This window comes from Streptosporangium fragile (assembly GCF_039534445.1).
GTDB classification, from domain to species: domain Bacteria; phylum Actinomycetota; class Actinomycetes; order Streptosporangiales; family Streptosporangiaceae; genus Streptosporangium; species Streptosporangium fragile.
The window spans coordinates 1-12,353 of sequence record NZ_BAAAVI010000063.1; the positions used below are offsets into that span (position 1 = coordinate 1).

Below are 12,353 nucleotides of genomic sequence, written 5' to 3' on the forward strand. Positions count from 1 at the left end.
CCACGCCCGCCCCGGCGGAGATCGTGCCGCTGCTGGAACGGCTGACCGCCGAGCACCGGGACCGCGGCTGACCCGAGGGCACCCGGCCCCGGCTCCGGCCGGTCCGCGGGCGCCCCGCCCCGGGAGATCGGGTCCCGGCGGCCGGCACCACGAGAAGACACGGAGGAGCGGTTGTGGGCGAGTCGCAAGTGGCCGTGGTCCTGGGCGCCACCGGCTTCGTCGGCGGCGCGGTGTGCGAGGCGTTCTCCGCCGCGGGATACGACGTCGTCGCGGTCGCCCGGAACCGCACGCCCCGCGTGTCCGCGCACCCGTTCCTGCCGCTGGACGTCGCCGCGGCCCCGCCCGGGGAGATCGCGCGGACCCTGGAGCGGTGGCGGGCCGGGGTCGTGGTCAACGCGACCGGGGGCTGGCTCGCCACCGACGAGGCGAACCGGCACCACCACGTGACCCTCGTGGAGAACCTCCTGGCGGGCCTGACCCTCGTGGGCTCCCCGCCGCGGGTCGTCCAGGTCGGCTCCATACACGAGTACGGCCCGGTGCCGCGCGGCGAGCCCATCCACGAGGGGATCCCGCCGCGGCCGCTCACGGCGTACGCCCGCACCAAGCTGGCCGGTTCCGAGGCGGTCCTGCGCGCCGCGCGCCTGGGCCGGGTGGACGGGGTCGTGCTGCGGGCCGTCAACGTGTGCGGTCCCCACATCACCCCGGCGAGCTTCCTCGGCTCCGTCCTGGCCAGGCTGCGCGCGCTGCCGCCGTCCCGGAGGCTGGAGCTCCGCATCGGCGACGACCTGCGCGACTTCCTCGACGTACGGGACCTGGCGGACGCGGTGGTCAGGGCCGCGAAGGCGCCCGTCTCCGGTCGGGTCGTCAACGTCGGGCGGGGCGTGGCGGTCGCGATACGCGAGATGGTGTCGCTTCTCGTCGCCGCGGCGGGGTTCCCGCCGGGCGTCCTCGAAGAGCGCGGGGAACCGGGGGAGTCACGCGGGGACGGCTGGACCATGGCCGACATCCGCCTCGCCGGAGAACTGCTGGGCTGGGCCCCCCGAATCGGCCTCGACGAATCTGTGCGGGACATGTGGGAGACGGCCGTGCGCTGACGTCCCCGTTCCCGCGGCGGCTAACCAGGAGAGTTCTCATGGCGGATCTTTTGGCGCGTTCCTCGGCCGTGCTGACCGGGAAGGGGGGTGATACGGCTCTGCGGATCGCCGAGTCGGCGATGTGCCGGGACGGGCGGGTCATGGACCTCGCGAGCTTCCGCCGCTGGTTCGCCGAGCTCGGGCTCCGCACGTACACGCGGACCGAGCGGGTCCCGCTCGAGGAGGTGGAGGGCTGGAGCAGCGACCCGGTGACCGGGAACATCGGCCACCGCAGCGGCGGGTTCTTCACGATCGAGGGGCTCGACGTGCACATCCAGGACGGCCCGGTGCCGGACTGGAGCCAGCCGATCATCAACCAGCCGGAGGTCGGCATCCTCGGCATCCTGGTCAAGGAGTTCGACGGGGTGCTGCACTGCCTGATGCAGGCCAAGGTGGAGCCGGGCAACTGCGACGGCCCCCAGCTCTCGCCCACCGTGCAGGCGACCCGGAGCAACTACACGAGGGTGCACCGGGGGAAGCCGATCCCCTACCTGGAGTACTTCCGGGACACCGCGCGGCGCCGGGTGATCACCGACGTACGCCAGTCGGAGCAGGGGTCGGCGTTCCACCACAAGCGCAACCGGAACATGGTGGTCGAGGTCACCGAGGACGTCGAGCTCGTCGACGGCTTCTGCTGGCTGACCATCGGCCAGCTCCACCGGCTGCTCGCCGTCGACGACATGGTCAACATGGACGCCCGGACCGTGCTCTCCTGTCTTCCGGTCGCCCATCCCGGCCTGGCCTCCGTGCTGCGGCCGGGCGCGGACGGCTTCCGCTCGGCGCTCGTCCGGTCGTGCGACCCGGACACGCCCGGGATCTGGTCGATGGGCGACGTGCTGAGCTGGATCACCGACGTACGCAGCCGGACCGACGTGCTGATCCGGAGGGTCCCGCTCAACGCCCTGCCCGGGTGGCGCCGGGTGGACGGGCGGATCTCGCACGAGAGCGGCCGTTTCTTCGACGTGATCGGGGTCCGCGTCGAGGCGAGCGGGCGCGAGGTGAGCCGGTGGTCCCAGCCGATGGTCGAGCCGCACGGCATGGGCGTCGTCGCGTTCCTGGTCAAGCGCATCGACGGGGTGCTGCACGTGCTCGTGCACGCCCGCGTCGAAGCCGGCTACGTGGACGTGGTCGAACTCGCGCCCACCGTGCAGTGCACCCCCGAGAACTACGAGGTCCTGCCCCGCTCGGCGCGCCCGCGGTTCATCGGCGAGGTGGAGCGGGCCGAGCCCGGACAGATCAGGTACGACGCCGTCCTGTCGGAGGAGGGCGGGCGCTTCTACCACGCGCGCAACCGGTACCTCATCATCGAGACGGACCTCGACACCCACGTCGAGCACCCGGACTACCGCTGGCTGACCGTGCACCAGCTCGGTGACCTGCTGCGCCACAGCCACTACGTCAACATCCAGGCGCGCAGCCTGATCGCCTGCCTGCACAGTCTCTCCGCCGGGCCCGGCCCCGCATGACCGTACCCGTGCGGCGGGCTCGATCGGCGCTGGTCCCCGGCCTCCGCGCCGGGACGGGCCGGAGAGAGGGAATCGAGGGAGGCTATAGCGCCCCCTCCTACCGTGGGGCGCATGGTGCAGACAGCGACGGACAGCAAGCTCGGCGACAACCTGCTGACGCTCCGCGGTGTCCAATGGATCCTGGGGACCAAGGACGACCCGTACGCCCTGCTGCTGCGGGCGGCCAGCGACGACCCGCGCGAACTGGGCCGGCGGATACGGGAACGCGGTCCCCTCTCCTTCAGCCACGCGATGGCCTGGGTCACCGCCTCCTACGAGCTGGGCGCGGAGGTCCTCGCGGACCCGCGGCTGAGCCCGCGGCACCCCGACGACCGGGTCACGGGGGAGGCGGAACCGGACGGCGACGCGGAGCCGATGCCCTGGGACATCCCCGTCCTGAGGAAGGTCCTGCCGCTCGACGACGCGTTCGTGACCCTGGACCGGGCCGAGTACGACCGGCTGGGCCGCCGGGCCGAGCCGGTGATCGCCGGCGCGCTGGAACGGCGCCGCCAGGAGATCGCGGACTTCCACCGGGAGCGCGTACGGCGGCTGCCCGACGAGTTCGACCTGATGACCGGGTTCGCCCGCGACACCTCGGCCGCCGTGCTCTGCGACCTGCTCGGCCTGCCCGCGGAGCGGCGGGAGCGTTTCACCGCCCTCTGCGCGGGAGCGGCGGGCACGCTGGACGCGACCCTCTGCCCGCCGCGCCTGACCGCGGCCCGCGAACTCCTGGCCTCGCTGGCCGGGATGCGGGAGCTGCTCGGCGAGACGATCGAGTCGGGGCGGAAGACGCCGGGGGAGGGCCTGGCCGGCGAGCTGCTGCGCGCGCCGGCCGGGGAGGGGCCGCGCCCCGGCGACGCGCTCGCCGTCTGCGTGCTGCTCGCGGTCGTCGGTGCCGACACGGCCGCCAACCTCGTCTGCGAGGCGATCGCGTCGCTGCTCGATCACCCGGAGCAGTGGAAGCTGCTGCGTGACGACCCCGCCCTGGCTCCCGCCGCGGTCGAGGAGACGCTGCGGTACGCACCGCCGATCCGGCTGCACCGGCTGTACACCCAGGAGGACGTCGAGCTGGCGGGTCAGCGGATCGAGGCGGGCCAGGAGCTGGTCGTGGTGGCCGAGGCGGCGAACCGCGACCCCGAGGCGCACGGCGACCCGGACGGCTTCGACATCACGCGGCGGCCGGTGCGGCACCTGACGTTCCCCGCGGGATCGCCCGCCGCCATCGTCGCCTCGTTCGCGCGGGCCCAGGCGGTCGCCGCCGTGGCCGCCGTGGCGGCCGAGCTGCCGGACCTCCGCCGCGCCGGCGACGTGCTGCGCCGCCTGAGGTCCCCGGCCACGGCGGCGGTCCTGCGGTTGCCGGTCCGCACCGGGTGAGGCCGCGGGTGTCCCTCAGCCGATCTCCTGCCGAGCGTGGCGCAGCTTTCATCGTCATCGAGAGAGGGGCCAGTCGTGGATGCCAGCAGTAGCGTACGGAAGGTCGTGGAGTGCCGGGTCTGCGGGGGAACCGACTGGCAGGAGGTCGTCTCCTTCGGGCTCGTCCCCCTGGCCAACGGGTTCCTGGACCCCGCGGACTCGTACGACGACGAGCCGTACTACCCGCTCGGTGTCATCTCGTGCCGCTCCTGCCGGCTGCTGAGCGTGACCCACGTCGTCGATCCGGAGATCCTCTACCGCGACTACCCCTACGTCACCTCGGACTCGGACACCATCACCCGGCACATGAGGTACGTCGCGGAGACCTGCCGGGAACGGTTCGCGCTGCCCCCGGACGGCCTCGTGGTGGAGATCGGCAGCAACACGGGGGCGCAACTCGTGGCGTTCCGGGACGCCGGCATGCGCACGCTCGGTGTGGACCCGGCGCGCAACCTCGCACGCGTGGCCGCCGACAGGGGCATCGAGACGCTGCCGGACTTCTTCTCCGCCGAGACCGCGCGGTCGGTCGCGGAGGGGTACGGCCGGGCGCGGCTGATCCTGGCCCGCCACGTCTTCGCCCACATCGACCACGTGGCGGGGGTCGTCACGGGGGCGCGCGAACTCCTCTCCCCCGAGGGGGTGTTCGCCATCGAGGTGCCCTACGCGCTCGACCTCTTCGAGCAGAACGCCTTCGACACGATCTACCACGAGCACCTGTCCTATTTCAGCGTGGGCACCCTGGTCTCGCTGTTCGCGCGGCACGGCATGCGGGTCTTCGACGTGGAGCGGCTGCCGGTGCACGGCGGCTCGATCCTGGTCTTCGTCGGGCGGGACGACGGGCCGTGGGCGCCGCGCCCCTCGGTCGAGGAGCTGCTCCGGCTGGAGCGGCGGGCCGAACTGCACAGCGACGCGGTCTACCGGGACTTCGCGCTCAACGTCGACCGGGTCAGGGACGAGCTGCCCGCGCTCGTGCGGCGGCTCGCCGCCGAGGGGAAGCGCATCGCGGGATACGGCGCCTCGGCCAAGGGGAACACGATCCTGAACGTGTGCGGGCTCGGGCCGGAGGAGCTGGAGTTCTGCAGTGACACCACGACGCTGAAGCAGGGCAAGGTGCTGCCGGGGACGCACGTCCCGGTCCGCTCGCCGGAGTACGCGAAGGCCCACGCCCCGGACTACTACCTGCTGCTGGCCTGGAACTACTCGGATGAGATCATCCGCAAGGAGTCGGCCTTCCTCAACGGCGGGGGCAGGTTCATCCGCCCCATCCCCAAGCCCGTGATCATCTCGGCCGACTCGTTGTGACCGGTCCCCGCCGGTGAGCGGTTCCGCACCGGCGGGCAGGGGTGGGCCCCGGGTCACCGCGTGTCCGGAACGGTGCCGTCCGGTATGTCCACGCCCGGTCTTCCTACGGGTCACCGCGTGTCCGGAACGATGCCGTCCGGCGTGTCCGCACCCGGCCCTCCCGCCGGTCCCGCGGTGGCCGCGACCAGGCCGGCCGCACCCGGATCCGGGATCCGGGTGCGGCCGGCGGCGGACAGGTCAGCGGACGGCGGTGACGATGGCGTAGCCGAGCCGCACCGCGCGCAGCATGGGCACCGTGGCCTCGACCTGGTCGACCAGTTCGGTGCCGAACCGCTCGACGAAGCGCTCACGGTCCTGGGAGATCTTCTGCTGGATGCGGTCGAGCGTGCGGCCGACCGACTGCTCGGTGATGTCGGTGGCCTCGACCGGGGTGAAACCGGCCTGCCTCAGCAGCGGCGGGTAGTCGCCGATCTGGATCGGTTCGCCGAACAGCGACGCGAACGGCTTGTCCGGCACGTCGTGGGCGGGCGAGGTCAGCACGTCGGTGAGCGCCAGCCGGCCGCCGGGCCGGAGCACGGCCGCGGCCTGGCGGAGCGGCCCGAGCCGGTCGGGCATGTGGAAGATGGACTCGAAGAGCCACACGGCGTCGAAGGAGTCCGCGGGGAACGGCAGATCCATGGCGTCGGCCTGCCGGAAGGTCACCTGGCCGCCCAGGCCGGAGGACTCCGCCAGGGCACTGGCCTGCTCGACCTGGCCCCGGCTGATGGTGACTCCCACCACCTCCGCGCCCGTCTCCCTGGCGAGCTGGATCGCCGGCCCGCCGGTGCCGCAGCCGATGTCGAGCACCCGGTCACCCGGTTTCACCGCTATCTTCTCGATCATCAGCTCGGTGAGCTGCTGCGAGGCCCGCTCCATCGTGGCCTCGTCGGAGGGCGAGGTCCAGTAGCCGAAGTGCAGGCTCCCGCCCGTCAGCTCGGCCAGGAACCGGGTGGACTGCTCGTAGAAGTCGGCGACGTCCTGCTGCTGGGGTGCGGGGGTCGAGGTCATCTTTCCCTCTCTCGTAACGGGTACGGCGCATGCCGGGGCCCGAGTCCCGGCCCATTCCGGCCGGGGCCCGGCATGCCTCTTGAACAGCGCTGGAACCTGCCGGTCGCGTCTCAGGACGGCGCCGCCGGCCCGCCGCCGTCCGCGGCGCGGCGGTGTTTGAGCGGCTCCCACCAGTCCCGGTTCTCGCGGTACCAGGCGACCGTGTCGGCGAGACCGCGGGCGAAATCGTGCCGCGGGCGGTAGCCGAGCTCGGCGCGGGCCTTGCCGGAGTCGAGGGAGTACCTCAGATCGTGGCCCTTGCGGTCCGGCACGCGCCGGACCCTGCCCCAGTCGGCCCCGCAGGCGGCCAGCAGGCGCTCGGTGAGTTCGAGGTTGGTCAGCTCGGTGCCGCCGCCGATGTTGTACACCTCGCCGGGACGGCCCCTGGTGCGCGCCAGCTCCACCCCCCGGCAGTGGTCCTCCACGTGCAGCCACTCGCGGACGTTCCTCCCGTCGCCGTAGAGCGGGACCTGCTCGCGGTCGAGCAGGTTGGTGACGAACAGCGGGATCACCTTCTCCGGGAACTGGTACGGGCCGTACGTGTTGGAGGCCCGGGTGATCCTCACGTCCAGGCCGTGGGTGCGGTGGTAGGACAGGGCCAGCAGGTCGGAGGCCGCCTTCGAGGCGGAGTACGGCGAGCTGGGGGCCAGCGGGCGGTCCTCGGCCCAGGAGCCGTGCTCGACGGAGCCGTAGACCTCGTCGGTGGAGACGTGGACGAACCGCGTCACGCCGTGCCTCAGGGCGGCGTCCAGCAACGTCTGGGTGCCCACCACGTTCGTGCGCACGAAGTCGCCGGCCCCGGTGATCGACCGGTCCACGTGGGACTCGGCGGCGAAGTGCACCACCTGGTCCGCCTCGGTCATCAGCTTGCCGACCAGTTCGGCGTCGCAGATGTCACCCCGGACGAACCGCAACCGGGGGTGGCCGGTGACGCGGTCGCCGAGATTGCTCAGGTTGCCCGCGTAGGTGAGCTTGTCCAGCACGGTGACGTGCGGCGCGTCCGGCGCCCGCGAGTCCAGCAGCATGCGTGCGTAGGCGGAGCCGACGAATCCGGCCGCGCCGGTGACGAGAAGATTCAACCCGTCCCTCCCTCTAGGGGACGATGCTCGAAAAGCGTGCGGGCAGCAGCCTCCCGCGGGGGGTTGGAGGACGCGTCGACGGGCGCTGGGAGCCCGGCCCCGCCGCCGCTCCGCCGGGGCTCGACGGAACGGCGACCGCGGTCGCGCCGCTCGAACGCCGGTGGGACGGCCCGCGGCGGGGTCACCCGGGCAGCAGGGCCCGGGCCAGGCCGCGGTAGAAGGCCAGGACACCGGGCTCCTTGGGGCTGAGGTGGCCCCGGCCGGCGAAGCGGGAGCCGATCGCCCGCTGGACCGCCTCCAGCCCGTCGCGGTCCTCGGCGTTGACCACGGCCGAGCTCGCCTCGTGCTCCTTGCGGAGCGCGTCCCGGTCGGCGCCGTCCAGCATGGCCGGCGGCAGGAGGACGCCCCCGCGCACCTGGGTCCGGTCGATCGACAGCGGGATGAAGCTGATCCAGACGATCGAGTCGGCGAAGGTCGCGACGCTGCCCGACGGGAAGACACAGCAGTTGTCCATGAACGCGCGCTGCTCGTCCCGGAGCGGCAGCACCCCGGGCTCCATGGGCTCCGTGAAGGGGCTGCGCAGGCGGGTCGCCCACGGCGAGTCGACCCGCACGTCCATGTCGCCCCCGCGCGGGGTGATCAGCGCGACCGTGTTCGGGTGCAGCCCCATGACGTGGTAGTTCTCGTGCGCGTTCTCGACGGCGATCTTCCAGTTGACGCGCCACTCCTCCTGCCAGGAGGCGACCTGCACCATGTCGTCCAGCCGGTAGTTCGCCGTCTCGCGGTCGAAGCGGCCCAGGTGCGGGGCCAGCGGCTCGGCGCCCGGATCCAGGTTCACGAACACGAACCCGTGCCACTGCTCCACCGCGAAGCCCGGCAGCCGGCAGGCCGCCGGATCGAACTCCTTGTTGCCCCGCATGTACGTGGCGCCGAGCAGCCGCCCGTCCAGTCCGTACCGCCACAGGTGGTACCGGCAGGTGAAGGCGTCCGTACGGCCCGCGCCCGGCTCCACCAGCGGCATGTTCCGGTGCCTGCAGATCGGCGACATCCCGTGCAGCGCGCCGTCGTGGCCCCGGGTCACGACGACGGGCTCGCCCGCCACCGTCAGCGCCACGTAGTCGCCCGGCGCCGTCAGCTCGTCGGAGTGCCCCACCAGCACCCAGCACCGGCCGAACACCCGCGAGCGCTCCAGCTCGTAGAACTCGGGGGACGTGTAGGCCCGCGGCGGCAGGCTGATCGCGGGGGAGTCGCCCAGGTAGCGCCCCAGCTCTCCGACGATCTCCTCGACCTCCGCGGTGGTCCGCGCGCCGTCGCGCCCGCCGGCGCCAGGCCGGTCCTCGCTCACCATGGGATTCCCTCCGTCAGGACCGCCGGTCGGCCCCCGGCACGCCGGCCAGGTGCTCGGCGGTCAGTTCCTCGATCGTCGGTACGACGTCGTTCGGCGTCCTCATCGCGAGGACCTCGTCCCTCACCCGCCGCGCGTTCTCGGCGAACGAGGGGTCGCCCAGCACCCGCTCCAGCCGCTCGCGGAGCAGTTCGGCGCTGAACTCCCGGATGGAGACGGACAGGAGCGTGCCCTGCTTCTCGTAGTCCCGGCCCATGCCCTCGCTGACCCACTCCCACCCGGTGACGATCACCTGCGGGACGCCGTGCAGCTCCGCCGTGGCCTTCGTCTGGTAGCCGCCGTGGTGGACGACCGCCGCGCAGGTGGGCAGCAGGTCGTTGATCGGGACGAAGTCCACGATCCGCACGTTGCCCGGTATCTCCCGCAGCCGTGTCCGCTGCGCCGGGGCGATGGCCGCGACGACCTCCACGTCCATGCCCGCCAGCGTGCGCATCAGGGCGTTGAGCATGGTGTCCAGGTCGAAGAGCGCGTAGTCGCTGTCGATGCTGGTGCCGAGCGTGAGGCACACGCGGGGCCGGGCGGGCGGCTCCCGCAGCCAGGCGGGCACGACGCACCGCCCGTTGTACGGCACGTAGCGCACGGGCACGGTGGTGAGCCCCAGGTCCTCGCGCATGCTCGCCGGCCGGCTGTCGATGATCCACTGGCCGGTCAGCATCGTCTCGTCGAAGCGGTGACCGCAGCCGATCCGTTCCAGGGTCCAGTCGAGCCACTCCGCCGTGGGGTCCTCGCGGTTCTCCGGCGGCAGCTCGCGCGAGCGCCGGACGAACTCGCGGCGGACCCCCATCTGCAGGGCCATGTCGGGGCCGGAGACCATCCGCGCGTGCGCCGCGCCGGAGGCCAGCGCCGCCACGGGCCCGGCCATGCAGAAGCTCTCCCACAGCACCAGGTCCGGCCGCCAGAACCGGGCGTACTCCACGAGACCGTCGATCATCTCGTCCCGGTTGAGCCGCGACCACAACGCCGGGACCACGAGGCTCTCGTAGGCGAGCAGCGTCTCCCACGAGGGCTGGTCCCGCTCCAGCTCGGTGGTCTCCAGCTCGTTGCAGCGGGCGATGGCCTCCGTGTGGAACCGGCCGAGCCCCTCCTGCCAGGGCGGGCACTCGACCGGTACCGCCGTCAGGCCGGCCTGGGTGACGGCGTCGACCAGGCCCCGCTTGCAGACCACCCGGACCTCGTGCCCCGCGGTGCGCAGCGCCCAGGCCATCGGCACCATGAGCTGGAAGTGGCTGCCTTCGAGCGAGGCGAACATGACTTTCATCGGGACTGCTCCTCCCGGCCGGCCCCGGCCACCGCGGCGCCCCTCACCCGATGGGCGGGAACTTCTCGCCCTCCAGCCGCTGCCCCGGCCGGAGGTGGGTGAGGTACTGGTCCTGGACGCCGGGCCGGTAGGTGGCCTCCTCGTCCGCGTAGATGACGCCGTGGGCCATGCGCGGCACGTCCGTCGTGTTGGACCCGGCCATGTGCACCGTGCGGAAGTGGTGGAAGACGACGTCTCCGGCGCGGATGGGCACCGACACCCTCGGCTGCCACGGGAACTGCGGCCAGACCTCCTCCATCGGCCGGTAGTCCGCGAAGCTCTCCATGCGGATCTGGCGGTCGGCGTCCCGGCGCAGGTGGGAGCCCGGCACGTAGCACAGGCACCCCCGCTCCACCGGCACGTCGACCAGCGCGATCCACGCGGTCAGCGTCCGCGACAGGTTCGACAGCGGCAGCCCCGCCTCGTCGTCGTGGACCATCGTGGGGAGCGCCTCGCGGGGCTTCTTCACCAGCACGTCGCTGCTGTACAGGCGCAGCGGCCCGCCGGCGAGCCGCCTGGCCATCCCGGTGACGCTCGGGTGCAGCGCCAGCCCGCGCAGCGTCTCGCTCTTGAGCCACGCCTCCTCGATGTAGTGCACCTGGGACTCCGCCTCGGTCTCACCCCAGAGCGTGGGCGTCTCCTTGCGGAGCAGCTCCTCGGACGCCGCCAGGAACGCCGCGATCTCGTCCTCGGACAGCACGCGCGGGACGTGGACGAATCCCTGTTCGCGGTAGAGCCGGACGGTGTCGTCGGTCAGGGACTCGGGTGTGCTCAGCTCGGGGTGAGCCGCCATGTCGGGTCGTCCTTCCTCTCGCTGTTCTGCGGCCTTCGCACGGTCACCGCGCCCGGCCGGCCAGCGCGACGAGCCGGGGCACCAGCTCGGACGGCGCCGGCATCGACCGCAGTTCGTCGCGGGCCCGCCGCGCCGCGTCCCGCAGGGCCTCGTCCTTCAGCAGCGTGTAGCACTCCTCGGCCCCCAGCGACGCGGCGTCGGCCAGGATGCCGACCCCGCGCTGGGCGATCACGTCGACGTCGCTGTGCTGGTACGAACCCTGCGGGAGGACGCACTGCGGGATCCCCGCCTGGATCGCGGTCATCGTCGTCCCGCTCCCGCCGTGGTGGATGACGGCCTCGCAGGTCTCCAGCAGGGCGTCGAGCGGCGCCCACTCCACCACCCGGACATTGGGCGGCAGGGGGCCGAGCAGCGACACGTCGCCGCCGCCCAGGGTGAGCACGAACTCGGCGTCCACCGCGCCGGCCGCGGCCATCAGCGGCGCGAGGACGGCGATGCCGCCCCACTGGGCCTCGATGGTGCCGAGGGTGACCGCGATCCGCGGGCGCTCGGGCCGGTGGCGGAGCCAGTCCGGCAGCACGGCCCCGCCGTTGTAGGACACGTAGCGCATCGGCCAGGCGTCGCCGGGCGACCTCTCCTCGGGCAGCAGTTCCGCGAAGCCCGGCAGGCAGGTGCTGATCCGGGCGGTCGCGGGCGGCTCGCCGGTGACGCCGTGGCGCTCGTAGTGCTCGCGCATGGCCTCGCGCACCATGTCGGGCAGGTCCCGCCGGGCGTCGTACAGGCCGACGGGCATGTCCACGTACGGCAGGCCGAGCGCGGCGGCCGCGAGCGGACCCGCGCCCTGGAGCGGCGGGGAGAAGATCAGGTCCGGCGACCACGACCGGGCGGCGTCGACGACGCCGTCCACCATGACCCCCGACACGCGGCCGAAGAGGCGGGCGAGCATCTCGTCCTCGGGGTCGTCGGCATGGATCGGCTGGGGGCCGTCACCGCCGCCCTCCGCGATGAAGATCGGCGCGTAGTCGAGGCCCGGCGTGACGTCGATCACGCTGAACCCCGCCTCGGACGCCGCGACGCTCAGGCCGCCGGTGGCGTAGCGGACCTCGTGCCCGGCGGCGCGGATCGCCTGCGCGAGGGGCACCGTCGGGAAGAGGTGTCCCAGGCCCGGAGAGGCGACGAACAGTACACGCATGGTTCCTCCAGGGTTCTACTTGCGGCGTCGGTCAGCGGTCCCGCGTGCTCCGGCCGGACCGGGAGGGACGCGGCCGGCCACGTGGCGTGCCGGGGGCCGCGGGGACCTTCCGGCCGTGGCGAGGGGCGTCGCGCCGAGGCGCGCGAGC

The 12,353-nt window shown here is 72.9% G+C and carries 10 protein-coding genes; 4 read left to right on the plus strand and 6 right to left on the minus strand.

The features are described from left to right. Positions 1 to 173 precede the first annotated feature (173 nt). The 4 genes from ABD841_RS31320 (at position 174) to ABD841_RS31335 (ending at position 5,353) form a co-directional block, all read left to right on the plus strand. A complete protein-coding gene (locus ABD841_RS31320; RefSeq protein WP_344979316.1) occupies positions 174 to 1,094 on the plus strand; it encodes an NAD-dependent epimerase/dehydratase family protein in 921 nt (306 codons plus the stop codon). A 38-nt stretch (positions 1,095 to 1,132) separates the two neighbouring features. Beyond that, entirely contained in the window at positions 1,133 to 2,599 is a 1,467-nt protein-coding gene (locus ABD841_RS31325) for an NDP-hexose 2,3-dehydratase family protein (RefSeq protein WP_344979318.1), read from the plus strand. A 111-nt stretch (positions 2,600 to 2,710) separates the two neighbouring features. Then, on the plus strand, positions 2,711 to 4,012 hold the full coding sequence (locus tag ABD841_RS31330; protein WP_344979320.1) for a cytochrome P450 family protein: 1,302 nt from the start codon (positions 2,711 to 2,713) through the stop codon (positions 4,010 to 4,012). Positions 4,013 to 4,087: 75 nt separating this feature from the next. Further along, positions 4,088 to 5,353: a class I SAM-dependent methyltransferase gene (locus ABD841_RS31335; protein WP_344979322.1), complete on the plus strand. Its 1,266-nt coding sequence runs from the start codon at positions 4,088 to 4,090 to the stop codon at positions 5,351 to 5,353. 237 nt (positions 5,354 to 5,590) lie between these two features. On the opposite strand, the gene ABD841_RS31340 is transcribed toward ABD841_RS31335, so the two are convergent. From ABD841_RS31340 to ABD841_RS31365, 6 genes are all read right to left on the minus strand, one after another. Next, the gene (locus tag ABD841_RS31340) at positions 5,591 to 6,400 is read right to left on the minus strand and encodes an SAM-dependent methyltransferase (RefSeq protein ID WP_344979324.1); all 810 of its coding nucleotides are present in this window, start codon (positions 6,398 to 6,400) and stop codon (positions 5,591 to 5,593) included. Positions 6,401 to 6,510: 110 nt separating this feature from the next. Continuing rightward, positions 6,511 to 7,518, minus strand: a complete 1,008-nt coding sequence (gene rfbB, locus ABD841_RS31345) for a dTDP-glucose 4,6-dehydratase (protein ID WP_344979326.1) — start codon at positions 7,516 to 7,518, stop codon at positions 6,511 to 6,513. A gap of 181 nt (positions 7,519 to 7,699) precedes the next feature. Next, positions 7,700 to 8,866, minus strand: a complete 1,167-nt coding sequence (locus ABD841_RS31350) for an aromatic ring-hydroxylating oxygenase subunit alpha (protein ID WP_344979328.1) — start codon at positions 8,864 to 8,866, stop codon at positions 7,700 to 7,702. A 13-nt stretch (positions 8,867 to 8,879) separates the two neighbouring features. Then, positions 8,880 to 10,181, minus strand: a complete 1,302-nt coding sequence (locus ABD841_RS31355; protein WP_344979330.1) for an activator-dependent family glycosyltransferase — start codon at positions 10,179 to 10,181, stop codon at positions 8,880 to 8,882. Positions 10,182 to 10,224: 43 nt separating this feature from the next. Further along, positions 10,225 to 11,013, minus strand: a complete 789-nt coding sequence (locus ABD841_RS31360) for a phytanoyl-CoA dioxygenase family protein (RefSeq protein ID WP_344979333.1) — start codon at positions 11,011 to 11,013, stop codon at positions 10,225 to 10,227. A 43-nt stretch (positions 11,014 to 11,056) separates the two neighbouring features. Beyond that, on the minus strand, positions 11,057 to 12,205 hold the full coding sequence (locus tag ABD841_RS31365; protein ID WP_344979335.1) for a nucleotide disphospho-sugar-binding domain-containing protein: 1,149 nt from the start codon (positions 12,203 to 12,205) through the stop codon (positions 11,057 to 11,059). Positions 12,206 to 12,353: the final 148 nt, after the last annotated feature.